This is a genomic window from Phormidesmis priestleyi BC1401 (genome assembly GCF_001650195.1).
Classification (GTDB): domain Bacteria; phylum Cyanobacteriota; class Cyanobacteriia; order Leptolyngbyales; family Leptolyngbyaceae; genus Phormidesmis_A; species Phormidesmis_A priestleyi_B.
Genome location: NZ_LXYR01000054.1, coordinates 1 through 23,023, shown reverse-complemented (window position 1 = coordinate 23,023; position 23,023 = coordinate 1). Strand labels below are relative to the sequence as shown.

Genomic DNA, 23,023 nt, shown 5'->3' with positions numbered 1-23,023 from the left:
CCATGCCACATAGTTTAGTTCTTAACCTGTTGCCTATTTCGCCTATTCCATCTGGATATCTGACAGGCAAACATCTCCATGCTTTGTTCTTGACGTTGGTGAGTTCAGTGGATCAAGCTTTGGGAAATCGCCTGCACGAACAAAAGACCGAAAAAGCCTTTACGTTGAGTCCATTGCAGATTAGCGATCGCTCCCGTCGAGACCACACCCTGCAATGGGAACACAAACAACCCATTTCTGCGGGTACTCCTTGCTGGTGGCGCATTTCCCTTTTGGATGATGCTCTGTTTAGTCATCTCACTCCGCTCTGGCTGAACCTCAGTCCTGCTCATCCCTGGCATCTCGGTCCAGCCGATCTGCAAATCACGAGCATTCTTGGCACTGCTCAATCGACCCAACCTTGGGCAAACTTTAGTCCTTATACACAGTTATATGAGCAGGCATCGGATAGCACCCGCCAGCTTGCCTTCAGCTTTTGCACTCCTGCTACGTTTAGACAGGGGAAATATGACTCCGCCTTACCGACGCGAGAATGTGTCTTTCATAGCTTGCTGAATCGCTGGAATCGTTACAGTGGCATGACCTTTCCTGAAACTTTGATTGAATGGCTATTTCCCAGCTTCTTTGACCTCCGCACCGAACTGGTCAACGATCCCAATAGCAAATGGGCGGGTTGTGTAGGCACGATCGGATATCGTATTTTGGGTGACGCTGATCCATTGGCGATTAAACAACTCAATACCCTGGCAGACTTTGCTCTTTACGCAGGCATCGGACGGAAAACGCCGATGGGTATGGGCATGGTGAGGAGGATGTGATGGATGACTACATTCCTATTGCGGCTCTCAACCAGTATGCCTACTGTCCGCATCGCTGCTGGCGAATGTTTTGCCTTGGCGGGTTTGTTGATAACCATTACACGATCGAAGGCACGAGCTTGCATGATTGCGTTCATACCGTCGGAGAAGCGCAGCGAGAAGACACTTGGCAGGTTCGGGCAGTGTGGTTGAAATCAGAGCAATATCGGCTGATTGGCAAAGCCGACTTGATTGAAGAGATCGAGGGTCGCTGGATTCCGGTGGAGTATAAGCGGGGCAACAAGGGCGAGTTTGACAACGATGCCTTGCAAGTGTGTGCTCAAGTGCTGTGCCTGGAAGAGATGACGGGGAAGACCGTACCTCTGGGCTATGTCTACTATGCTCATTCTCACCAGCGTCAACCTGTAGAAATCGACTCCAATCTGAGGCAACGGGCGATCGCTACGATCAATGCTGTTGCCAAGATTCTGGACACCGGAGCTATGCCTCCAGCAATCTACACTCCACGCTGCAAAGGATGCAGCCTCTATGAGCAGTGCTTGCCCAAAGCGGCAGATAAAGTGAGCCGCTACCGAGAAGCAGAGTAGCGATCGTTCAGCCGACTCTTTACCTTAAAATCAACCTCCTGAACTATGGGAACCCTTTATATCACTCAAGATGATGCCTTTATTGGTAAAACGGATGAACGTTTGACCGTGCGGGCAAACAAGCAAACCTTGCAAGACATTCCGCTCATCAAGTTAGATGGAGTGGTGATCTTGGGACGAGCCACCGTTTCGCCTGCCGTTGTGATTGAACTGCTAGAGCGGAAGATTCCTCTCAGCTTTCTCACCAGCATGGGGCGTTATCTCGGACGATTAGAACCAGAATTGACCAAAAATATCTTTGTGAGAGCTGCTCAATGGAAAGCCGTTGCACCATCAGAGCAAGCGTCTCATCTTGTGCGCGGGTTTGTCCGAGGGAAACTCAAGAACTATCGCAACGCCCTAATGCGAGGGCAGCGGGAAGGTTCAGATCTCGACTTCCAGAAGGCGCTGACTCAGTTAGAGCAGGTCATCGCTCCGATCGAGACCACGACTGAGATCGATTCACTCCGAGGGTTAGAGGGTGCGGGCAGTGCCGCTTACTTTGGCTGTTTCGATCGCCTGATCCGAGCAGATGGGTTTCGGTTTGAAGCGCGTCGTCGTCGTCCCCCGACTGATCCGGTGAATGCCTTGCTTAGTCTAGGCTATTCTCTCCTGCGCCATGACGTTCAAAGTGCAATCAACTTGGTGGGTTTTGACCCTTATCTGGGCTATCTGCACACGCAGCGCTACGGTCGCCCCTCCTTGGCACTCGATTTGATGGAGGAGTTTCGTCCCCTCATTGTGGATGCTGTGGTTCTAAGTGGACTAAATCGACGCACGATCGTGCCTGCCGACTTTACAACAGAGCCTTTAAGTGGCGCAGTTTCGCTGACTCCAGAAGGACTTCGCACCTTCTTGCGATTATATGAGCAAAAGAAGCAAGCTAAATTCAAGCATCCGGTGCTGCAAACTCAATGCACTTATCAAGAATCGTTTGAAATCCAAGCCAGACTTTTGGCGAAATACTTGATGCAAGAAACCGATAAATATCCGCCCTTGGTGCTGAAGTAGCTGTTATGTATGTAGTGGTCAGCTATGATATCCCGGAAGACAAGCGCCGCACCAAGATTCACAAGATTCTCAAGTCTTATGGGCAGTGGATGCAGTACAGTATTTTTGAATGTGACTTGACGGAGACGCAATATGCAAAGCTGCGATCTCGTCTCAGCAAGCTGATCAAGCCAGAGCAAGACAGCATTCGGTTCTACTTTCTCTGTGCCTGTTGTCAGGGTAAGGTGGAGCGCATCGGGGGAGAAATGCTTCGAGATGAAACAATCTTTTTTGCTTGATGCGCGAGTGGGTGGCTGTTTTTGCCCAAGGTTTCAGAAATAGGTTAAATGGCTTGACTGGGCTAGGTTTCAGCCTTTTGACTAAAAACTCCTGCCGCGCAAGTCCTCAAATGTAGACTCACATTGCTTTGCAAGGATGAAATGGAGATGATGATTTGCCAAACCAACACTCAGAAATGCTACGATCCTGACGATCCGCGCAACCGAACCTTGAAAACTGCATATAGACTGTATTTCAAGTCCCCGCCGCTTCAACCAACCTAAAACCCTTTCAGGGATTGAAACACAAAAGACGGGCATATACAAATAATTTAACCGCTCGCTTCAACCAACCTAAAACCCTTTCAGGGATTGAAACATATCAACGTTTGGTGGAGTTGTTTACGTTGGTTACACCCATCTAGAGCTTCAACCAACCTAAAACCCTTTCAGGGATTGAAACTCGAACTTCGTATATTTCTAGCTCAAACCTGGCAAGGCTTCAACCAACCTAAAACCCTTTCAGGGATTGAAACTGAGTGAAACTCATTTTGACACACCCGTAAATCTTCTTGCTTCAACCAACCTAAAACCCTTTCAGGGATTGAAACTGGATAGAGGCGACGATGACCGAGGCTCTTTCTAGCTTCAACCAACCTAAAACCCTTTCAGGGATTGAAACAACGTAAATCCGCTTCCAGTTACGGTTGTACCTGCGCTTCAACCAACCTAAAACCCTTTCAGGGATTGAAACCAAAAGCTCCTACAGTACCCATTACTCCTACAGGCTTCAACCAACCTAAAACCCTTTCAGGGATTGAAACAGTGTATTCATTCTTATCAAACAAATCAAGAATAAAAACGCTTCAACCAACCTAAAACCCTTTCAGGGATTGAAACTCAACTGTCGATCGAGGTCTGTAATTGGATCGCAGCTTCAACCAACCTAAAACCCTTTCAGGGATTGAAACACCCAAATTTACAATGTCGCCCGATGCACTTCCGAGGCTTCAACCAACCTAAAACCCTTTCAGGGATTGAAACCACTTGCCTGTTCTTTGATTTTTTCAAGGAACCCGCGCTTCAACCAACCTAAAACCCTTTCAGGGATTGAAACAAACCATTCGAGCCAAGGGGCTTGATTTACAAACCGCGCTTCAACCAACCTAAAACCCTTTCAGGGATTGAAACGAAAAAGCGCTAGAAATGGCGCTAGAAGCTATCAAGCGCTTCAACCAACCTAAAACCCTTTCAGGGATTGAAACACGATCGGAAACATCACCGTTTACAACGCATCCTAGCTTCAACCAACCTAAAACCCTTTCAGGGATTGAAACCTAACTTGCAGCCAGGATCGAACTTTGAAATTCGGCTTCAACCAACCTAAAACCCTTTCAGGGATTGAAACAAGCCCGTTGACGATCGCCTCTGGTAGTGGCATCAAGCTTCAACCAACCTAAAACCCTTTCAGGGATTGAAACTTCTCAGTCTCTAACTTCAGTTCCTCCTCTAAAAGGCTTCAACCAACCTAAAACCCTTTCAGGGATTGAAACAAACGAGTCAACAGCGGACAGGTAGCCATCACCCGGCTTCAACCAACCTAAAACCCTTTCAGGGATTGAAACAGACTTGAAGGGAGTGGATTTACTTATACATTTACCTCGCTTCAACCAACCTAAAACCCTTTCAGGGATTGAAACCCACCCGTGAACTGTCGATCGGCAACGGATGAGGGCTTCAACCAACCTAAAACCCTTTCAGGGATTGAAACCGATCCCCCGCGCCGCTTTTGCCTTCGGGCGTTTGCTTCAACCAACCTAAAACCCTTTCAGGGATTGAAACCAGAGCGCGACTATGACATCTCAGAGCCGCGCCAATACAGCTTCAACCAACCTAAAACCCTTTCAGGGATTGAAACGCAGCTTACACCACGATCGCCATTAATCACAGCACTGGCTTCAACCAACCTAAAACCCTTTCAGGGATTGAAACAAATGAGTTGACGCAGTGGGTAAAGTCTCAAGTTAGCGGCTTCGCTTCAACCAACCTAAAACCCTTTCAGGGATTGAAACCGGCAAATCGCGATCGCCAGTGAGCAGTTCTACGACGCTTCAACCAACCTAAAACCCTTTCAGGGATTGAAACCAGCGAGCCGTTCCCGCTAACGGTGGCAAGAGCAGGCTTCAACCAACCTAAAACCCTTTCAGGGATTGAAACCAGACATACAAGCCATTTTGTGATCCGATCGTCTGCTTCAACCAACCTAAAACCCTTTCAGGGATTGAAACTTAGAGAGGTTCTATATATCGGATCTTGAAAGGGCGCTTCAACCAACCTAAAACCCTTTCAGGGATTGAAACTTTCTCTGGAATTCTAAAGAATCCTCAAGCGTTCCTATGGCTTCAACCAACCTAAAACCCTTTCAGGGATTGAAACCTTTACGCTGGGTGGGGATGGTTTGTGGATGGCGGTCGCTTCAACCAACCTAAGACCCTTTCAGGGATTGAAACGCGTTTGCTTATCAGTTTGACGGCTCTCAGGTTTCGCTTCAACCAACCTAAAACCCTTTCAGGGATTGAAACCCAAAAGCCCGTGCCGTTTTGAGAGCGCTCTCAGATGCTTCAACCAACCCAAAACCCTTTCAGGGATTGAAACAATTGCCTGCTGCAAGCGGGGAACAATGTCCGTTGCTACAACTAAGCCTTTCAGCAGTTGGAGACTGGTTCAGATCTGAAGCTAATCTTCTCGAATCTATCCGTCAGCGGTGACATCACCTGCATGATTACCGCGATCCGCCTTGCAAGTTGCCGCTTCTGAACAGATCAAAATAAAAACAAAATAGATAAAAGCAACACAACACAAAGGGGTGAGAACTTGAGAGAACCAAGGCAATCACCCCATGCAGCCATCATCAGCAACAGATGTTATACACGCCCCCTCGACAGAAGCACCCTGTACGCGAATTGATGCAGTGATTTGTGACCTCATCACTCACATCGATAACTACTCAGATGATGATTTTGACACTGACTGGATGCACCTAACGAACGCAGAAGTAGAAGCATTGGTGATCGCTGTGATACGGCATTTAATCGCCACAATGAACGGTAAGCTCCTGAGTGGATACCTGCTAGAGATCCGGCAGGAATCGGCATTAGCCCCAGAGGATGAAACAGGGTAAGTCGTCACTGATCGAGAACGCCAGTAATCTTGGTTAGGGTAGGACTGAAGGGCTGAAATGACCCACTGATAGGGCTTTAGAGACCTGGTTTCTACCCTAAATCCATCGACTCCAAACAAAGGATAACCCCCACGGACTCTACAGCAAGGTCACGCCATAACAAGACGGTGCCCAGATTTATTGGGGGGACTTACTTCGTTGTTGAAACTCCACAGTGGGGGGTCGAAAAGAGGCGAAGGTTTAAGCAGACATTTAATCCATCAGTCAGTGGTGCTTCAGAGATCGCCGCCTCTGTGAAGGATCAGGCTCTAGACCAGGCTTTGAACGGGCTTCTCAACCCTTCTGCCCAAAAAGGAGGGTCAAGGGAGAAGCCAGAATCCGAGCTAGAAGCTGAGGATGGAATGATGATCGCTCAGGTATTGGCTGCGCGTGTAGAGTCCAACCAATCGAAAAGGGAACCGCCTCATTACATTTCACAAGGCATCCTCCAGAAGATTAGCGGTCAGACTGTAGCAGAGGTAAAATTATGGTTTGCGGAGCATGAGCGGGCAGTCAAACAGCACAACGCAAACTATGAACTCACTCCCATGACCAACCGCAGAATTAGGCGAGGTTTTAACGACAAGGAAGAGCTAGGTTTAGAAGACACGGAGCAATAACCAACGGTCTTTTTCCAATAGCTTTGAGATAATCAGCCAAGGGATCGCTCCCGTCCTAAAACCGACGATTCACTTCAGCGTTTAGTCAGTTCCCATCGTTAAAGGCAATAACGGTTCGCAGAGAATGAGGCTGACCAGATTCAAGTCGTTCAGAGGTGGATTGATGGGCGAGGCAAAGCGACGGAAACTTGCTGATTCCAATTACGGGAAGATTCGGCACCCCCATCCGTTGGCTGTGAAATTACAGCAACGAGTGTCGGAGTCCCTCCAGTCGTTTTTTCAATCTAGTTATCAAACCAGGGGTCGTGGTTTAGCCATTCGCTCTACGATGAATCGAGAGGCGCTTGATTACTTCAGCCTTGAGGAACTTGAGGCAGAGACTTTATCAGGGATACCGTCTCAAGCCGCCCAACAGATACGAGCAATGATAGAGCAGTACGACCCAGAACGGGAGGGGCTACTGTTCGACTTCAACCACGCCCTCGTGGACGAGGCAATCAAAATTCAGCGCATCCGGTTCCCTTTCGGGGAAGTCTAGGGTGATATTTGTGCTCGAATCCATGCCCTTGTTGATGAAGCCCTTGATTGTGGCAATTGTGTCGCTATCTATCTTCAGCGTTGCTCCTCGGAGTTTGGCAGATGTTGTGGTGCCCATAGACCAAGCCCTGGTGCAGATCGAAGGGACGCAGGTCCCGATCCTGATTCCCAGTGTGGTGCCGAACGTGAGGGAAACCTACGTGAGAGGTCGTGGAACGATCGAGGGCTATTCATTAGACTTTTCTTTCACCCCCACCTGTGACGGAACCGCTTGCAATTATGCGTGGATGACAGCAGAGCGAGGTGGAGCCTTCTTTAATCCAGATGAACTAGGTCCACGAGACACGATCGCATCGGTGAAGTTAGCCAAGGGAATTCAAGGGCAATTTGCCAACACTTGTGGTGCATACTGTCTGGCTCAAGTCGCATGGCAATCACAAGGGGTGCTGTATCGAGCGGTCGTCAAGAATGGTCAAAAGGATGTTGTGCTCGCGTTAGCCAACTCTGCCATTTTGGGTGGCGAGAGAAGGAATGCAGCTACTAGACCTGTGGCTCAGAACGATGCTGCAAGAAAATGTCAGCGCCTCACCCGTGCATGGCTCACGTCTGAAGATCGCTCCACGCCCATCAACGTGCGGGATGGTGCGAGTACCGATTCCTACGCGCGGCACCTGGGCTATGCCGGAGACGAAGTTGCGGTGTTGAATCAGAAGCTGGGCGGCGGTTACTGCTGGTATGAGGTGCGGTTCCCCTCCCAAGCGACGGGATGGGTGCGAGGAGACTTTCTGACGATCGACACGGGGGAATGAGGTGCGAGGTCAAAAGGAGGCTGTGAGATCATCTCAGGTCAGCTCCCGATCGTAGAGTTGTGAGCCTGACGATCGTTGCGTTGTTTCCCACCGAGATTGTTACTTCACGCCGATTGATGGGTCACGGATGATAATGAGCCAGTGGGAATTTACAGCAACTCTTTAAGCCTGATCGAGGAGACGTAGATCCAAATCTTTTGCCATCTCCTCCCTGCTGGCTCGAATCGACAATTCCCACCTTGGTGTTCCTAGCGTTCCAGACCTTTAGACTTTTCTTTCAACTTGTCAGGCTGAATGGTTGTCTGTTGTTCCTGTTCCTTTGTCCCCTTTTTCTCCTGGTCCTCAGCTTGCTGCGTCATTCGTTGTCGCCAGTTTTGCAAGCATTCGACCTCGTTTTGTGTGAATCCCTGGCTGATCAGCACCTTCTCCTGATCTCGATAAAGCTCTGGGTGTCCCTCTTCATCGGCTCGAATTTGATAGTTCTCAAAGGTGGTGTTTTCGCGCTTAGGTCCGCCCTGCCGTGCAAGCTGCCAGATCTCTTCAACCAAGCAAGTGGCATCCCAGCGAATCGGTTGCTGAATCTCCTCGTCTGGCTCTACTTGGTCTGATTCAGGCTCTTCGCTCGGATTCAGCATCGTCTGGCACTGCTCAGCACTCATCTGATTGAGTTGTCGGAGCATGGGGTCATCTCGCTGGGGCTGGTAATCGACTCCGGCATACTCATGGAGTCCATTGAAGGAGAAGCGATCGCCGAGTTGCCGTCCCTTGAAATATTGACCTTCAGCCCCAAAGCTAATGCCCTTGCCATCTTTGAACTCATGGAATTGCATCGTCAAGCCTAGAGCCTTGATTCGCGTCATTAGCAGTGGCATTGAGGGCTGATCCTGGATCGCCTCATCAATGACCGCCCTGAGGGTATCTTTGGTGAGGAGTTGTCCCTGTTCTCTGAGCTTCACCTCTCGGATTGAGGTATTGGTTCGTTGCCCTTTGGGTTTCGGAGCACACTCTTGCAACTTGCGCTTTTGTTCGATCGCTCTTTCCACATCCTTGAGCTTGACCCGCTCGTAGGCATCATCGACCCAACTCCCATCCAAGCGCACGGTTGAGGCGAGGACGTGCAGGTGATGAACATCTTGTTTATCGATTTTCTCGAAATGCTCAACGGCAAAGAATTGGCAGTTATGTCCATGCCCCCGCATCTCTAGCAAATCATCCACGATGCCAATTTTGGTTTGCAGGTCAGGGTTTTCCCCTGGTGGAAACGACACCTTGTACTGGACATAGGTTTTCTCCACTCGGTGATTCTGGTCGGCTGAAAATCTTAGCTCTTCCGTCAACTCCTGCTCACCTTCCCCAAACATATTGGTGTGGATGACCGGGTTTTCATCTTCCCGCCCCTTTTCTCGTTTGTCTGTTCGGAGGAGATAGCCCATGACCGAGCCTGCGTTGCTGCCGCGATCGACGACAATTCTCATGAGCTGCGCTCCACTTGGCGCGCCAGGCGATATAAGACGACTTCTCGCCCCACTTCCCGGCAGAGTGCGATCGCGTCCTTGCAAGCCTCAGACTCAGGCAACGTCTTCAAGTTCTGATTCAACTCCATTAACTGAGCGTAGACGTTTGCTAGGGTTGTAGAATCCTCAGCATTCCTAGCCCGACCGTCATCTAGCCCCTTTTTGAGCAGATAGGCATTCATGCTCAACTTTGCCGTTTCTGCCTTAGCCTTGATGCGTTCTCGCTCTTCAGAAGTACAGCGAACTAAAATATCAGCCATGTGATAGCACTTGCCACAACTTGATAGAAAACCTAGCAGTGCAGCTAGTATACCCATGTACGAATTAGAGGTAGACACGAGTTAGGAAGCCTGTTTAGGGAATTTTGGTAAGGTGAGCAGGTATTCCTTCAGGATAGTGAAATAAGCATCATGGCAAAACTTAATCCAGAATCCCTAGAATCGTTTCAGTCCACCTTAGAAACGATTGATCCTTCTTGGCAACCGAACTTCAACCTGCGTGAAGTCGTCGGTCAATCGTTCGCTCTGATTAAAAAAGCGAGGGGATACAAAGTTTCGTGGGAACAGCTCGCCGAAATTCTCAAGCAATCCAACCAATCTCAGGTTTCCATCAGTCCAGCCACCCTGCGTCAGTACTACTTTGAGTTTGCAAAAGACCCTAAGTCGCTGCCAGAGAAAAGACGAAAACCTAGTTCGACAAAAAAGAAATCTGAAGATAGTCAATTTGTTGATTCCTCCTCCAAAAATGGGAAGACTGATGCTCAACCCCCTGACACAAATCAGTCCCTTGTTTTGGAAGCCGAACTTGACCCTGAACAGAATGCCTTACAAGCCTCAGAATCTCAGCCAGTGCTAGAGATGCCCTCTTCTGAAGACCCGGTAGCCAGTCAGCCAGCAACGCCAAATCCAACTCAAAAGGCTAAAAAAGACAATCGAGATCAATTTAATCTGGACAGAAGAGGAAAATAGATGGCAAGGGTACATTTCATTGATGGTGATAAAGGTGGCGTTGGCAAAACCTTCTGCTGCCGAACGCTTATTCAATACTTCTTGGATCGGGGAATCGACTTCACCCCGATTGAATCAGATCGGTACAACCCAGACGTAGCAACGCGCTACGCTGATTTGGAATTTGAGTTTGCAATTTTTTCAGACGACGAACGCCAGACGAGAGCTGATGAGATTATTGAATTTGCGAAGCTCAAGCCCGTGATCATCTCCCTGCCATCTCAGGTTGGTAAGCCATTAAATTTATGGCTAGATGATGCGATTGACTCAGCCGCCAAGCATAAAATTCAGTTCGTGCGCTGGTTTGTGAGTAGCGGAGCCTACGAATCCTTGGAACTTCTTCATCTCGCCCTGAAAGAGCATGGTGCAAATATGCCGTTTGTGCTGGTTAGAAACTACGGCGTAGGCGAGGAGTGGGATATCACGCAGATTGATGGACTGACTGAATTGATGGCAAAGCTGAAGGTTAGGGAAATCGATTTTCCCAAGTTACCTTTGCAGGAACGTAATTTGCTAGATCGCAACAATCTGACGTTAGGAGCGGTGAGAACTTCAGATACGTTTAAGAGCCTGAGTGTGAGCCGCGATCGGGTTGAGAAATTTCTCAAAAAAGTGTACAAATCGCTTGAATCAACAGGGCTTGTTCCGTGAGCAGTAATGGCAATTTAACAGAGGCACAGAAACTTCTGTTGCAAAAATTTCCGCAACTGCCGGATGATGACCCCCTTGTTGAGATGGCAGCTTGGAATGCTTTGCTGGAGCAAAAAGTTGATGATTTTGGCAGTAGGATAAACACGTGGACGAACGCAATTCTGAGTCAAACCGAGCTGGCGACTCAGCAAAATCAGCTAATCGTCAGCCAAAATTTGACCCTGCAAAAGATGACGAGAAGCAACGAAGTGCTTGGGCAAACCTTGCTGCAATTCAAGCAGGACTTGACTCCATTGCAGCAGGAATTCAAAACGCTGAAGACAGTGATCGACGCGTCCGGCACCTCATTGAAGAGCTTGAGCGACAAGAGCCAGAGCTTGAGCAAAAAGCTGGACGATCTCAGCCTGAAGTTGAAATCTCTGGAAACACTCAAAACTCTGAACAGCAAGGTGGACGAGCTGACAGTAGACCTAAAGAGCCTGACCGCCAACGTAGGCGACCTGAAAGGGAACTTGAACTTTAATCGAACTGCCTTACTCCTCTTTGGAGCGTTCATCCTAGTAGCCCAAATCGTGCAGTTATTTGCTTACAAGTTCAACACAGACAATGTTCAATCCTCAATTCAGAGTGTTCGAGAAAGGGCTGAATGGGCACTGACTAAATTAGAGCGGCTGGAAAAACGATGAGAATGTTAACCGAGTGAGAGAAGAGTTGCGATCGTAGCTCCCCTCTCTGTCCTCTCAACTTAAAGCCTGGTTTTCACCCATTCTTTAATCTCCTCGACATCTTTGCCGTAATTATGCCTGTCGGGGTCAAGGGCATATTCCGAATTGTGTTCGTAGATCTCATTCCGAAACGCCTCCATGACTCGTTTGACCGCAGGCATATTGCTGCCTGTCGTCTTTTGGAGCAAACTTTGCGTGATTGCAAATTTATTACTGTCAGAATCGTGTTCTCGATTCCACTGCATCAACAGACGCATTGCAGCTTCGACACGCTGATCGGCAGTGCCCGTTGTCGTGATATGCTCGCGTTTTAGTGTTGCGATCTGGGGTTTTGGCGCTGGCATTGTTGCCGCTCTAGTTAGAGTAGACTCGACCAACTGATTTGCAGATGGTTGAGCGATCGAGGGCGATTGCTTAATGAGTTCGGTCAGTCCCTCAATTCGCTGTTGATATGCCTGATGGATTTGACTCACTTGTTGTTTTAGGGCTTCGTTTTCAGCTTTAAGCTGTTCGAGTTGAGCTGATGTCTGGTCGCGTTCGTACTCCATCGCTGCCAATTGAGACTGTAGGTTCTCAACGGAGATTGAAGCTTGTGTTTGAGTTGTCAGGGTCATGGTGTTTATGTAGCTCCAGATTCGATTAACTTCTTGGGCTAAATGTTTTAGCTGGTGTGTGAGGTTGGCGATCTCGCTGATCGATTCTCGTTCTTCTGTGGCGTTAGCCTGTGGTTTGGGCAACGGTTCGATCGATTTTTCAGGTTGACTTTCCTGGGTTGGCAACGCTTTTCCCTGATCGAGCTTCACCCCTTTCTCACCGATATGCTTACCATCTCCATCAGTCAAAAAGTAATGGAAATAATGCTGCGTGGCACTGGCATTCGGCCGCTTCAACTCTTGGGCGCTAATGACGTGCCCTAATCTTTCCTGCACATATCGAGCGACCCCTCGATCGGGAGGGCAAAAGTAATGGACGGCGATCTCTGCATACACCCCTCTCAGATTATGAATTGTCACTGCTGACTCACCTTCCAGGGTTGGAACAATTGAGCCAAAGTGCCTCTGCACAGTGAGCTTGATAGAGTTAGCAAGGCTGCGGTTGATACTCGATGCGCTCATCCCGTTTAGTTTGCTGATTCTCGGATGCCTGCGAAACCGCTCCAAAGCAGACAGGACATCCACCGACGGGATTAGGCAAGGAATCAAGTAGCTGTCTGCCTCTTCTTTTTTCTTAGTCTGCCCGACAAAAGTGACAGAGTAGGGGTCGTCAGTTGCCTGTAAAGTTCCCTTGTCTACGACCTCTGAAAACCGCCTTCCAGTCAGAGCCGCGACCCCAACAATTAGGTCAAAGGGGTCATCTGAGCGTAATAGCTCAGATGCCTTGGACAGGTACGCAGCAAGACTCACAGGCTTTAGGTTGTCCTGCTTGCGATTGTTTCGCTGAGACGACTCCACGGCGATCTCGCGGTAGGTTGCAGCGTCGTACTTTAAATAATCGAGCGACCGATGATCGTGAGCTTCGATAAGTTCGTCCGACCCGCGAGGGGTGTAGCTATACACACGGCTCGTTTCAGCAGTCATTGGCAGCTTGCCGTCTGTCATCGCTGTTTTTACGGCTGTGCGGTAGTACCGGAGGCGGTCTTTGGCGATCGTAGCTTTTTGGTAGCCCTCTTCCATCAAATCAAGCTCAGACTCGCACAGTGCCTTGATCTCAGCTTCAGTGGTCAAACTCCGCAAGTGCTCAACAAATGCCTCAATAAGCTGAGTTTGCTCGGCATCTGTAAGCTTGGTACGTTTGCCTGTGTCGATGCGATCTCGATAGCGGCTAATGATGTCTTCTCTGCTTGTGTTCATGACGTATACATAGTAAAGATATACAAGTGCTGTACAGGCTTGCAATGAACCCACCCGATCGAGCGGTTGCCTTCAGCGTTGGGAGAGCGATAGCGAGAAACAGACGGCAGCTTCAGTGCTTTCAGAGTGGAGATCGACGCTCGAAGAGAGCGGAGCTACAGCCAGGGCGACCAAAGCTGTGAGCGATGGAAGCAGACTAGGAGAGCGAAGCGAGTGAGCCGTAAAGCGAGGGAGCGATCCAGGTTTTTGAAGCCTGTACAAACAGTATACACTCCTACGCCTGTACGCGCAACCTATTTGTACACCGACACATTTGTATATACAAGCCTTACTCTACAATGATTTGAATCGCTTATGTAACGCCTATCTATCCTTGTACAGTCATAGAAAGATTTGATGTATACAGCCAAAACCCTCAAAACTTTCTATATATAGACTTGTGTATACAGACAACGATCGAGGGCTTGAAGCGCTGAAACCCTATCTATGTATAGCCCTCAGCGTTTAACAGGTCTGTACAGATATATATAGATATATAGGTGGGGATCGATAAACAGGTATATACATATAAGATATATGTATACATAAGGATCTCTTATACAGGGTTATATATAGGTGTATACATAGTTTATGTTAATTAACATAAACTATGTATACACCTATATATAACCCTGTATAAGAGATCCTTATGTATACATATATCTTATATGTATATACCTGTTTATCGATCCCCACCTATATATCTATATATATCTGTACAGACCTGTTAAACGCTGAGGGCTATACATAGATAGGGTTTCAGCGCTTCAAGCCCTCGATCGTTGTCTGTATACACAAGTCTATATATAGAAAGTTTTGAGGGTTTTGGCTGTATACATCAAATCTTTCTATGACTGTACAAGGATAGATAGGCGTTACATAAGCGATTCAAATCATTGTAGAGTAAGGCTTGTATATACAAATGTGTCGGTGTACAAATAGGTTGCGCGTACAGGCGTAGGAGTGTATACTGTTTGTACAGGCTTCAAAAACCTGGATCGCTCCCTCGCTTTACGGCTCACTCGCTTCGCTCTCCTAGTCTGCTTCCATCGCTCACAGCTTTGGTCGCCCTGGCTGTAGCTCCGCTCTCTTCGAGCGTCGATCTCCACTCTGAAAGCACTGAAGCTGCCGTCTGTTTCTCGCTATCGCTCTCCCAACGCTGAAGGCAACCGCTCGATCGGGTGGGTTCATTGCAAGCCTGTACAGCACTTGTATATCTTTACTATGTATACGTCATGAACACAAGCAGAGAAGACATCATTAGCCGCTATCGAGATCGCATCGACACAGGCAAACGTACCAAGCTTACAGATGCCGAGCAAACTCAGCTTATTGAGGCATTTGTTGAGCACTTGCGGAGTTTGACCACTGAAGCTGAGATCAAGGCACTGTGCGAGTCTGAGCTTGATTTGATGGAAGAGGGCTACCAAAAAGCTACGATCGCCAAAGACCGCCTCCGGTACTACCGCACAGCCGTAAAAACAGCGATGACAGACGGCAAGCTGCCAATGACTGCTGAAACGAGCCGTGTGTATAGCTACACCCCTCGCGGGTCGGACGAACTTATCGAAGCTCACGATCATCGGTCGCTCGATTATTTAAAGTACGACGCTGCAACCTACCGCGAGATCGCCGTGGAGTCGTCTCAGCGAAACAATCGCAAGCAGGACAACCTAAAGCCTGTGAGTCTTGCTGCGTACCTGTCCAAGGCATCTGAGCTATTACGCTCAGATGACCCCTTTGACCTAATTGTTGGGGTCGCGGCTCTGACTGGAAGGCGGTTTTCAGAGGTCGTAGACAAGGGAACTTTACAGGCAACTGACGACCCCTACTCTGTCACTTTTGTCGGGCAGACTAAGAAAAAAGAAGAGGCAGACAGCTACTTGATTCCTTGCCTAATCCCGTCGGTGGATGTCCTGTCTGCTTTGGAGCGGTTTCGCAGGCATCCGAGAATCAGCAAACTAAACGGGATGAGCGCATCGAGTATCAACCGCAGCCTTGCTAACTCTATCAAGCTCACTGTGCAGAGGCACTTTGGCTCAATTGTTCCAACCCTGGAAGGTGAGTCAGCAGTGACAATTCATAATCTGAGAGGGGTGTATGCAGAGATCGCCGTCCATTACTTTTGCCCTCCCGATCGAGGGGTCGCTCGATATGTGCAGGAAAGATTAGGGCACGTCATTAGCGCCCAAGAGTTGAAGCGGCCGAATGCCAGTGCCACGCAGCATTATTTCCATTACTTTTTGACTGATGGAGATGGTAAGCATATCGGTGAGAAAGGGGTGAAGCTCGATCAGGGAAAAGCGTTGCCAACCCAGGAAAGTCAACCTGAAAAATCGATCGAACCGTTGCCCAAACCACAGGCTAACGCCACAGAAGAACGAGAATCGATCAGCGAGATCGCCAACCTCACACACCAGCTAAAACATTTAGCCCAAGAAGTTAATCGAATCTGGAGCTACATAAACACCATGACCCTGACAACTCAAACACAAGCTTCAATCTCCGTTGAGAACCTACAGTCTCAATTGGCAGCGATGGAGTACGAACGCGACCAGACATCAGCTCAACTCGAACAGCTTAAAGCTGAAAACGAAGCCCTAAAACAACAAGTGAGTCAAATCCATCAGGCATATCAACAGCGAATTGAGGGACTGACCGAACTCATTAAGCAATCGCCCTCGATCGCTCAACCATCTGCAAATCAGTTGGTCGAGTCTACTCTAACTAGAGCGGCAACAATGCCAGCGCCAAAACCCCAGATCGCAACACTAAAACGCGAGCATATCACGACAACGGGCACTGCCGATCAGCGTGTCGAAGCTGCAATGCGTCTGTTGATGCAGTGGAATCGAGAACACGATTCTGACAGTAATAAATTTGCAATCACGCAAAGTTTGCTCCAAAAGACGACAGGCAGCAATATGCCTGCGGTCAAACGAGTCATGGAGGCGTTTCGGAATGAGATCTACGAACACAATTCGGAATATGCCCTTGACCCCGACAGGCATAATTACGGCAAAGATGTCGAGGAGATTAAAGAATGGGTGAAAACCAGGCTTTAAGTTGAGAGGACAGAGAGGGGAGCTACGATCGCAACTCTTCTCTCACTCGGTTAACATTCTCATCGTTTTTCCAGCCGCTCTAATTTAGTCAGTGCCCATTCAGCCCTTTCTCGAACACTCTGAATTGAGGATTGAACATTGTCTGTGTTGAACTTGTAAGCAAATAACTGCACGATTTGGGCTACTAGGATGAACGCTCCAAAGAGGAGTAAGGCAGTTCGATTAAAGTTCAAGTTCCCTTTCAGGTCGCCTACGTTGGCGGTCAGGCTCTTTAGGTCTACTGTCAGCTCGTCCACCTTGCTGTTCAGAGTTTTGAGTGTTTCCAGAGATTTCAACTTCAGGCTGAGATCGTCCAGCTTTTTGCTCAAGCTCTGGCTCTTGTCGCTCAAGCTCTTCAATGAGGTGCCGGACGCGTCGATCACTGTCTTCAGCGTTTTGAATTCCTGCTGCAATGGAGTCAAGTCCTGCTTGAATTGCAGCAAGGTTTGCCCAAGCACTTCGTTGCTTCTCGTCATCTTTTGCAGGGTCAAATTTTGGCTGACGATTAGCTGATTTTGCTGAGTCGCCAGCTCGGTTTGACTCAGAATTGCGTTCGTCCACGTGTTTATCCTACTGCCAAAATCATCAACTTTTTGCTCCAGCAAAGCATTCCAAGCTGCCATCTCAACAAGGGGGTCATCATCCGGCAGTTGCGGAAATTTTTGCAACAGAAGTTTCTGTGCCTCTGTTAAATTGCCATTACTGCTCACGGAACAAGCCCTGTTGATTCAAGCGATTTGTACACTTTTTTGAGAAATTTCTCAACCCGATCGCGGCTCACACTCAGGCTCTTAAACGTATCTGAAGTTCTCACCGCTCCTAACGTCAGATTGTTGCGATCTAGCAAATTACGTTCCTGCAAAGGTAACTTGGGAAAATCGATTTCCCTAACCTTCAGCTTTGCCATCAATTCAGTCAGTCCATCAATCTGCGTGATATCCCACTCCTCGCCTACGCCGTAGTTTCTAACCAGCACAAACGGCATATTTGCACCATGCTCTTTCAGGGCGAGATGAAGAAGTTCCAAGGATTCGTAGGCTCCGCTACTCACAAACCAGCGCACGAACTGAATTTTATGCTTGGCGGCTGAGTCAATCGCATCATCTAGCCATAAATTTAATGGCTTACCAACCTGAGATGGCAGGGAGATGATCACGGGCTTGAGCTTCGCAAATTCAATAATCTCATCAGCTCTCGTCTGGCGTTCGTCGTCTGAAAAAATTGCAAACTCAAATTCCAAATCAGCGTAGCGCGTTGCTACGTCTGGGTTGTACCGATCTGATTCAATCGGGGTGAAGTCGATTCCCCGATCCAAGAAGTATTGAATAAGCGTTCGGCAGCAGAAGGTTTTGCCAACGCCACCTTTATCACCATCAATGAAATGTACCCTTGCCATCTATTTTCCTCTTCTGTCCAGATTAAATTGATCTCGATTGTCTTTTTTAGCCTTTTGAGTTGGATTTGGCGTTGCTGGCTGACTGGCTACCGGGTCTTCAGAAGAGGGCATCTCTAGCACTGGCTGAGATTCTGAGGCTTGTAAGGCATTCTGTTCAGGGTCAAGTTCGGCTTCCAAAACAAGGGACTGATTTGTGTCAGGGGGTTGAGCATCAGTCTTCCCATTTTTGGAGGAGGAATCAACAAATTGACTATCTTCAGATTTCTTTTTTGTCGAACTAGGTTTTCGTCTTTTCTCTGGCAGCGACTTAGGGTCTTTTGCAAACTCAAAGTAGTACTGACGCAGGGTGGCTGGACTGATGGAAACCTGAGATTGGTTGGATTGCTTGAGAATTTCGGCGAGCTGTTCCCACGAAACTTTGTATCCCCTCGCTTTTTTAATCAGAGCGAACGATTGACCGACGACTTCACGCAGGTTGAAGTTCGGTTGCCAAGAAGGATCAATCGTTTCTAAGGTGGACTGAAACGATTCTAGGGATTCTGGATTAAGTTTTGCCATGATGCTTATTTCACTATCCTGAAGGAATACCTGCTCACCTTACCAAAATTCCCTAAACAGGCTTCCTAACTCGTGTCTACCTCTAATTCGTACATGGGTATACTAGCTGCACTGCTAGGTTTTCTATCAAGTTGTGGCAAGTGCTATCACATGGCTGATATTTTAGTTCGCTGTACTTCTGAAGAGCGAGAACGCATCAAGGCTAAGGCAGAAACGGCAAAGTTGAGCATGAATGCCTATCTGCTCAAAAAGGGGCTAGATGACGGTCGGGCTAGGAATGCTGAGGATTCTACAACCCTAGCAAACGTCTACGCTCAGTTAATGGAGTTGAATCAGAACTTGAAGACGTTGCCTGAGTCTGAGGCTTGCAAGGACGCGATCGCACTCTGCCGGGAAGTGGGGCGAGAAGTCGTCTTATATCGCCTGGCGCGCCAAGTGGAGCGCAGCTCATGAGAATTGTCGTCGATCGCGGCAGCAACGCAGGCTCGGTCATGGGCTATCTCCTCCGAACAGACAAACGAGAAAAGGGGCGGGAAGATGAAAACCCGGTCATCCACACCAATATGTTTGGGGAAGGTGAGCAGGAGTTGACGGAAGAGCTAAGATTTTCAGCCGACCAGAATCACCGAGTGGAGAAAACCTATGTCCAGTACAAGGTGTCGTTTCCACCAGGGGAAAACCCTGACCTGCAAACCAAAATTGGCATCGTGGATGATTTGCTAGAGATGCGGGGGCATGGACATAACTGCCAATTCTTTGCCGTTGAGCATTTCGAGAAAATCGATAAACAAGATGTTCATCACCTGCACGTCCTCGCCTCAACCGTGCGCTTGGATGGGAGTTGGGTCGATGATGCCTACGAGCGGGTCAAGCTCAAGGATGTGGAAAGAGCGATCGAACAAAAGCGCAAGTTGCAAGAGTGTGCTCCGAAACCCAAAGGGCAACGAACCAATACCTCAATCCGAGAGGTGAAGCTCAGAGAACAGGGACAACTCCTCACCAAAGATACCCTCAGGGCGGTCATTGATGAGGCGATCCAGGATCAGCCCTCAATGCCACTGCTAATGACGCGAATCAAGGCTCTAGGCTTGACGATGCAATTCCATGAGTTCAAAGATGGCAAGGGCATTAGCTTTGGGGCTGAAGGTCAATATTTCAAGGGACGGCAACTCGGCGATCGCTTCTCCTTCAATGGACTCCATGAGTATGCCGGAGTCGATTACCAGCCCCAGCGAGATGACCCCATGCTCCGACAACTCAATCAGATGAGTGCTGAGCAGTGCCAGACGATGCTGAATCCGAGCGAAGAGCCTGAATCAGACCAAGTAGAGCCAGACGAGGAGATTCAGCAACCGATTCGCTGGGATGCCACTTGCTTGGTTGAAGAGATCTGGCAGCTTGCACGGCAGGGCGGACCTAAGCGCGAAAACACCACCTTTGAGAACTATCAAATTCGAGCCGATGAAGAGGGACACCCAGAGCTTTATCGAGATCAGGAGAAGGTGCTGATCAGCCAGGGATTCACACAAAACGAGGTCGAATGCTTGCAAAACTGGCGACAACGAATGACGCAGCAAGCTGAGGACCAGGAGAAAAAGGGGACAAAGGAACAGGAACAACAGACAACCATTCAGCCTGACAAGTTGAAAGAAAAGTCTAAAGGTCTGGAACGCTAGGAACACCAAGGTGGGAATTGTCGATTCGAGCCAGCAGGGAGGAGATGGCAAAAGATTTGGATCTACGTCTCCTCGATCAGGCTTAAAGAGTTGCTGTAAATTCCCACTGGCTCATTATCATCCGTGACCCATCAATCGGCGTGAAGTAACAATCTCGGTGGGAAACAACGCAACGATCGTCAGGCTCACAACTCTACGATCGGGAGCTGACCTGAGATGATCTCACAGCCTCCTTTTGACCTCGCACCTCATTCCCCCGTGTCGATCGTCAGAAAGTCTCCTCGCACCCATCCCGTCGCTTGGGAGGGGAACCGCACCTCATACCAGCAGTAACCGCCGCCCAGCTTCTGATTCAACACCGCAACTTCGTCTCCGGCATAGCCCAGGTGCCGCGCGTAGGAATCGGTACTCGCACCATCCCGCACGTTGATGGGCGTGGAGCGATCTTCAGACGTGAGCCATGCACGGGTGAGGCGCTGACATTTTCTTGCAGCATCGTTCTGAGCCACAGGTCTAGTAGCTGCATTCCTTCTCTCGCCACCCAAAATGGCAGAGTTGGCTAACGCGAGCACAACATCCTTTTGACCATTCTTGACGACCGCTCGATACAGCACCCCTTGTGATTGCCATGCGACTTGAGCCAGACAGTATGCACCACAAGTGTTGGCAAATTGCCCTTGAATTCCCTTGGCTAACTTCACCGATGCGATCGTGTCTCGTGGACCTAGTTCATCTGGATTAAAGAAGGCTCCACCTCGCTCTGCTGTCATCCACGCATAATTGCAAGCGGTTCCGTCACAGGTGGGGGTGAAAGAAAAGTCTAATGAATAGCCCTCGATCGTTCCACGACCTCTCACGTAGGTTTCCCTCACGTTCGGCACCACACTGGGAATCAGGATCGGGACCTGCGTCCCTTCGATCTGCACCAGGGCTTGGTCTATGGGCACCACAACATCTGCCAAACTCCGAGGAGCAACGCTGAAGATAGATAGCGACACAATTGCCACAATCAAGGGCTTCATCAACAAGGGCATGGATTCGAGCACAAATATCACCCTAGACTTCCCCGAAAGGGAACCGGATGCGCTGAATTTTGATTGCCTCGTCCACGAGGGCGTGGTTGAAGTCGAACAGTAGCCCCTCCCGTTCTGGGTCGTACTGCTCTATCATTGCTCGTATCTGTTGGGCGGCTTGAGACGGTATCCCTGATAAAGTCTCTGCCTCAAGTTCCTCAAGGCTGAAGTAATCAAGCGCCTCTCGATTCATCGTAGAGCGAATGGCTAAACCACGACCCCTGGTTTGATAACTAGATTGAAAAAACGACTGGAGGGACTCCGACACTCGTTGCTGTAATTTCACAGCCAACGGATGGGGGTGCCGAATCTTCCCGTAATTGGAATCAGCAAGTTTCCGTCGCTTTGCCTCGCCCATCAATCCACCTCTGAACGACTTGAATCTGGTCAGCCTCATTCTCTGCGAACCGTTATTGCCTTTAACGATGGGAACTGACTAAACGCTGAAGTGAATCGTCGGTTTTAGGACGGGAGCGATCCCTTGGCTGATTATCTCAAAGCTATTGGAAAAAGACCGTTGGTTATTGCTCCGTGTCTTCTAAACCTAGCTCTTCCTTGTCGTTAAAACCTCGCCTAATTCTGCGGTTGGTCATGGGAGTGAGTTCATAGTTTGCGTTGTGCTGTTTGACTGCCCGCTCATGCTCCGCAAACCATAATTTTACCTCTGCTACAGTCTGACCGCTAATCTTCTGGAGGATGCCTTGTGAAATGTAATGAGGCGGTTCCCTTTTCGATTGGTTGGACTCTACACGCGCAGCCAATACCTGAGCGATCATCATTCCATCCTCAGCTTCTAGCTCGGATTCTGGCTTCTCCCTTGACCCTCCTTTTTGGGCAGAAGGGTTGAGAAGCCCGTTCAAAGCCTGGTCTAGAGCCTGATCCTTCACAGAGGCGGCGATCTCTGAAGCACCACTGACTGATGGATTAAATGTCTGCTTAAACCTTCGCCTCTTTTCGACCCCCCACTGTGGAGTTTCAACAACGAAGTAAGTCCCCCCAATAAATCTGGGCACCGTCTTGTTATGGCGTGACCTTGCTGTAGAGTCCGTGGGGGTTATCCTTTGTTTGGAGTCGATGGATTTAGGGTAGAAACCAGGTCTCTAAAGCCCTATCAGTGGGTCATTTCAGCCCTTCAGTCCTACCCTAACCAAGATTACTGGCGTTCTCGATCAGTGACGACTTACCCTGTTTCATCCTCTGGGGCTAATGCCGATTCCTGCCGGATCTCTAGCAGGTATCCACTCAGGAGCTTACCGTTCATTGTGGCGATTAAATGCCGTATCACAGCGATCACCAATGCTTCTACTTCTGCGTTCGTTAGGTGCATCCAGTCAGTGTCAAAATCATCATCTGAGTAGTTATCGATGTGAGTGATGAGGTCACAAATCACTGCATCAATTCGCGTACAGGGTGCTTCTGTCGAGGGGGCGTGTATAACATCTGTTGCTGATGATGGCTGCATGGGGTGATTGCCTTGGTTCTCTCAAGTTCTCACCCCTTTGTGTTGTGTTGCTTTTATCTATTTTGTTTTT

Annotated in this window: 24 protein-coding genes and 1 CRISPR repeat array; of the genes, 14 read left to right on the top strand and 10 right to left on the bottom strand. The window is 48.9% G+C overall.

Features of this window, described 5'->3' with window-relative positions; translation table 11 throughout:
• Nucleotides 1–2: 2 nt before the first annotated feature.
• The 8 genes from cas6 (at nucleotide 3) to A8707_RS28515 (ending at nucleotide 7,898) form a co-directional block, all read left to right on the top strand.
• Entirely contained in the window at nucleotides 3–818 is an 816-nt protein-coding gene (gene cas6 / locus A8707_RS20915) for a CRISPR-associated endoribonuclease Cas6 (protein WP_068819142.1), read from the top strand.
• Nucleotides 818–1,405 carry a CRISPR-associated protein Cas4 gene (gene cas4 / locus A8707_RS20910; protein WP_068819141.1) on the top strand — a complete coding sequence of 196 codons (588 nt, stop codon included), beginning with the start codon at nucleotides 818–820 and terminating at the stop codon, nucleotides 1,403–1,405. The genes cas6 and cas4 overlap by 1 nt, the downstream gene beginning before the upstream one ends.
• A 45-nt stretch (nucleotides 1,406–1,450) precedes the next feature.
• On the top strand, nucleotides 1,451–2,455 hold the full coding sequence (gene cas1d / locus A8707_RS20905) for a type I-D CRISPR-associated endonuclease Cas1d (protein ID WP_068819140.1): 1,005 nt from the start codon (nucleotides 1,451–1,453) through the stop codon (nucleotides 2,453–2,455).
• Nucleotides 2,456–2,460: 5 nt separating this feature from the next.
• Nucleotides 2,461–2,733, top strand: a complete 273-nt coding sequence (gene cas2 / locus A8707_RS20900) for a CRISPR-associated endonuclease Cas2 (protein WP_068819139.1) — start codon at nucleotides 2,461–2,463, stop codon at nucleotides 2,731–2,733.
• Nucleotides 2,734–2,981: 248 nt separating this feature from the next.
• A CRISPR array of direct repeats spans nucleotides 2,982–5,367; the repeat unit is 37 nt; unit sequence GCTTCAACCAACCTAAAACCCTTTCAGGGATTGAAAC.
• 244 nt (nucleotides 5,368–5,611) lie between these two features.
• Nucleotides 5,612–5,893, top strand: coding sequence for a hypothetical protein (locus A8707_RS20895; protein ID WP_068819129.1), 282 nt, complete (start codon nucleotides 5,612–5,614; stop codon nucleotides 5,891–5,893).
• Between the two features lie 293 nt (nucleotides 5,894–6,186).
• Nucleotides 6,187–6,552: a hypothetical protein gene (locus tag A8707_RS20890; RefSeq protein ID WP_156518795.1), complete on the top strand. Its 366-nt coding sequence runs from the start codon at nucleotides 6,187–6,189 to the stop codon at nucleotides 6,550–6,552.
• 163 nt (nucleotides 6,553–6,715) lie between these two features.
• Entirely contained in the window at nucleotides 6,716–7,090 is a 375-nt protein-coding gene (locus tag A8707_RS20885; RefSeq protein WP_068819131.1) for a hypothetical protein, read from the top strand.
• Between the two features lie 10 nt (nucleotides 7,091–7,100).
• Nucleotides 7,101–7,898 carry an SH3 domain-containing protein gene (locus tag A8707_RS28515; protein ID WP_156518797.1) on the top strand — a complete coding sequence of 266 codons (798 nt, stop codon included), beginning with the start codon at nucleotides 7,101–7,103 and terminating at the stop codon, nucleotides 7,896–7,898.
• 248 nt (nucleotides 7,899–8,146) lie between these two features.
• Here the strand turns inward: A8707_RS28515 and A8707_RS20875 are convergent, their stop codons facing one another.
• Both A8707_RS20875 and A8707_RS20870 read right to left on the bottom strand, forming a co-directional pair.
• Nucleotides 8,147–9,373 (bottom strand): relaxase/mobilization nuclease domain-containing protein, encoded by a 1,227-nt coding sequence (locus A8707_RS20875; protein WP_068819133.1) that lies wholly within the window; start codon nucleotides 9,371–9,373, stop codon nucleotides 8,147–8,149.
• A complete protein-coding gene (locus A8707_RS20870) occupies nucleotides 9,370–9,672 on the bottom strand; it encodes a plasmid mobilization protein (protein ID WP_068819134.1) in 303 nt (100 codons plus the stop codon). Before A8707_RS20870 ends, A8707_RS20875 begins: the two co-directional genes overlap by 4 nt.
• Before the next feature lie 150 nt (nucleotides 9,673–9,822).
• On the opposite strand from A8707_RS20870, the gene A8707_RS20865 reads away from it, so the two are divergent.
• The 3 genes from A8707_RS20865 to A8707_RS20855 are packed head-to-tail and all read left to right on the top strand — an operon-like array spanning nucleotide 9,823 to nucleotide 11,756.
• Nucleotides 9,823–10,380, top strand: coding sequence for a hypothetical protein (locus tag A8707_RS20865; RefSeq protein WP_068819135.1), 558 nt, complete (start codon nucleotides 9,823–9,825; stop codon nucleotides 10,378–10,380).
• Nucleotides 10,381–11,070: a P-loop NTPase family protein gene (locus A8707_RS20860; RefSeq protein WP_068819136.1), complete on the top strand. Its 690-nt coding sequence runs from the start codon at nucleotides 10,381–10,383 to the stop codon at nucleotides 11,068–11,070. It abuts the gene before it with no gap.
• Nucleotides 11,067–11,756: a hypothetical protein gene (locus tag A8707_RS20855; protein WP_068819137.1), complete on the top strand. Its 690-nt coding sequence runs from the start codon at nucleotides 11,067–11,069 to the stop codon at nucleotides 11,754–11,756. The genes A8707_RS20860 and A8707_RS20855 overlap by 4 nt, the downstream gene beginning before the upstream one ends.
• Nucleotides 11,757–11,815: 59 nt before the next feature.
• On the opposite strand, the gene A8707_RS20850 is transcribed toward A8707_RS20855, so the two are convergent.
• Nucleotides 11,816–13,645: a protelomerase family protein gene (locus A8707_RS20850; protein ID WP_068819138.1), complete on the bottom strand. Its 1,830-nt coding sequence runs from the start codon at nucleotides 13,643–13,645 to the stop codon at nucleotides 11,816–11,818.
• Nucleotides 13,646–14,919: 1,274 nt separating this feature from the next.
• Between A8707_RS20850 and A8707_RS20845 the strand changes: the two genes are divergently transcribed.
• Nucleotides 14,920–16,749: a protelomerase family protein gene (locus A8707_RS20845; RefSeq protein ID WP_068819138.1), complete on the top strand. Its 1,830-nt coding sequence runs from the start codon at nucleotides 14,920–14,922 to the stop codon at nucleotides 16,747–16,749.
• Nucleotides 16,750–16,808: 59 nt separating this feature from the next.
• On the opposite strand, the gene A8707_RS20840 is transcribed toward A8707_RS20845, so the two are convergent.
• From A8707_RS20840 to A8707_RS20830, 3 genes are read right to left on the bottom strand one after another with little or no spacing between them, the layout of a single operon-like run.
• Nucleotides 16,809–17,498, bottom strand: a complete 690-nt coding sequence (locus A8707_RS20840) for a hypothetical protein (protein ID WP_068819137.1) — start codon at nucleotides 17,496–17,498, stop codon at nucleotides 16,809–16,811.
• Nucleotides 17,495–18,184, bottom strand: a complete 690-nt coding sequence (locus A8707_RS20835) for a P-loop NTPase family protein (RefSeq protein ID WP_068819136.1) — start codon at nucleotides 18,182–18,184, stop codon at nucleotides 17,495–17,497. Before A8707_RS20835 ends, A8707_RS20840 begins: the two co-directional genes overlap by 4 nt.
• Nucleotides 18,185–18,742, bottom strand: coding sequence for a hypothetical protein (locus A8707_RS20830; protein ID WP_068819135.1), 558 nt, complete (start codon nucleotides 18,740–18,742; stop codon nucleotides 18,185–18,187). It lies immediately after the preceding gene.
• Nucleotides 18,743–18,892: 150 nt separating this feature from the next.
• Here A8707_RS20830 and A8707_RS20825 point away from each other — a divergent pair, with 150 nt between their 5' ends.
• Both A8707_RS20825 and A8707_RS20820 read left to right on the top strand, forming a co-directional pair.
• Entirely contained in the window at nucleotides 18,893–19,195 is a 303-nt protein-coding gene (locus A8707_RS20825) for a plasmid mobilization protein (protein ID WP_068819134.1), read from the top strand.
• On the top strand, nucleotides 19,192–20,418 hold the full coding sequence (locus A8707_RS20820; RefSeq protein WP_068819133.1) for a relaxase/mobilization nuclease domain-containing protein: 1,227 nt from the start codon (nucleotides 19,192–19,194) through the stop codon (nucleotides 20,416–20,418). The genes A8707_RS20825 and A8707_RS20820 overlap by 4 nt, the downstream gene beginning before the upstream one ends.
• A gap of 248 nt (nucleotides 20,419–20,666) precedes the next feature.
• Here A8707_RS20820 and A8707_RS28510 read toward each other — a convergent pair whose 3' ends face one another.
• The 4 genes from A8707_RS28510 to A8707_RS20800 form a co-directional block, all read right to left on the bottom strand.
• A complete protein-coding gene (locus tag A8707_RS28510; RefSeq protein WP_156518797.1) occupies nucleotides 20,667–21,464 on the bottom strand; it encodes an SH3 domain-containing protein in 798 nt (265 codons plus the stop codon).
• Between the two features lie 10 nt (nucleotides 21,465–21,474).
• On the bottom strand, nucleotides 21,475–21,849 hold the full coding sequence (locus A8707_RS20810) for a hypothetical protein (protein WP_068819131.1): 375 nt from the start codon (nucleotides 21,847–21,849) through the stop codon (nucleotides 21,475–21,477).
• Between the two features lie 163 nt (nucleotides 21,850–22,012).
• Nucleotides 22,013–22,378 (bottom strand): hypothetical protein, encoded by a 366-nt coding sequence (locus A8707_RS20805; protein ID WP_156518795.1) that lies wholly within the window; start codon nucleotides 22,376–22,378, stop codon nucleotides 22,013–22,015.
• A gap of 293 nt (nucleotides 22,379–22,671) precedes the next feature.
• Nucleotides 22,672–22,953, bottom strand: a complete 282-nt coding sequence (locus A8707_RS20800) for a hypothetical protein (protein ID WP_068819129.1) — start codon at nucleotides 22,951–22,953, stop codon at nucleotides 22,672–22,674.
• Nucleotides 22,954–23,023 lie beyond the last annotated feature (70 nt).

What these genes read in the sequence shown, in the direction of transcription:
- A8707_RS20895 (WP_068819129.1), top strand. Translation starts at nt 5,612, where the DNA reads ATGCAGCCATCATCAGCAACAGATGTTATACACGCCCCCTCGACAGAA.
- A8707_RS20810 (WP_068819131.1), bottom strand. Translation starts at nt 21,849, where the DNA reads ATGGGCGAGGCAAAGCGACGGAAACTTGCTGATTCCAATTACGGGAAG.
- A8707_RS20835 (WP_068819136.1), bottom strand. Translation starts at nt 18,184, where the DNA reads ATGGCAAGGGTACATTTCATTGATGGTGATAAAGGTGGCGTTGGCAAA.
- A8707_RS20830 (WP_068819135.1), bottom strand. Translation starts at nt 18,742, where the DNA reads ATGGCAAAACTTAATCCAGAATCCCTAGAATCGTTTCAGTCCACCTTA.
- A8707_RS20860 (WP_068819136.1), top strand. Translation starts at nt 10,381, where the DNA reads ATGGCAAGGGTACATTTCATTGATGGTGATAAAGGTGGCGTTGGCAAA.
- cas1d (WP_068819140.1), top strand. Translation starts at nt 1,451, where the DNA reads ATGGGAACCCTTTATATCACTCAAGATGATGCCTTTATTGGTAAAACG.
- A8707_RS20850 (WP_068819138.1), bottom strand. Translation starts at nt 13,645, where the DNA reads ATGAACACAAGCAGAGAAGACATCATTAGCCGCTATCGAGATCGCATC.
- A8707_RS20870 (WP_068819134.1), bottom strand. Translation starts at nt 9,672, where the DNA reads ATGGCTGATATTTTAGTTCGCTGTACTTCTGAAGAGCGAGAACGCATC.
- A8707_RS20885 (WP_068819131.1), top strand. Translation starts at nt 6,716, where the DNA reads ATGGGCGAGGCAAAGCGACGGAAACTTGCTGATTCCAATTACGGGAAG.
- A8707_RS20825 (WP_068819134.1), top strand. Translation starts at nt 18,893, where the DNA reads ATGGCTGATATTTTAGTTCGCTGTACTTCTGAAGAGCGAGAACGCATC.
- A8707_RS20865 (WP_068819135.1), top strand. Translation starts at nt 9,823, where the DNA reads ATGGCAAAACTTAATCCAGAATCCCTAGAATCGTTTCAGTCCACCTTA.
- A8707_RS20820 (WP_068819133.1), top strand. Translation starts at nt 19,192, where the DNA reads ATGAGAATTGTCGTCGATCGCGGCAGCAACGCAGGCTCGGTCATGGGC.
- A8707_RS20845 (WP_068819138.1), top strand. Translation starts at nt 14,920, where the DNA reads ATGAACACAAGCAGAGAAGACATCATTAGCCGCTATCGAGATCGCATC.
- A8707_RS20800 (WP_068819129.1), bottom strand. Translation starts at nt 22,953, where the DNA reads ATGCAGCCATCATCAGCAACAGATGTTATACACGCCCCCTCGACAGAA.
- A8707_RS20875 (WP_068819133.1), bottom strand. Translation starts at nt 9,373, where the DNA reads ATGAGAATTGTCGTCGATCGCGGCAGCAACGCAGGCTCGGTCATGGGC.
- cas6 (WP_068819142.1), top strand. Translation starts at nt 3, where the DNA reads ATGCCACATAGTTTAGTTCTTAACCTGTTGCCTATTTCGCCTATTCCA.
- cas2 (WP_068819139.1), top strand. Translation starts at nt 2,461, where the DNA reads ATGTATGTAGTGGTCAGCTATGATATCCCGGAAGACAAGCGCCGCACC.
- cas4 (WP_068819141.1), top strand. Translation starts at nt 818, where the DNA reads ATGGATGACTACATTCCTATTGCGGCTCTCAACCAGTATGCCTACTGT.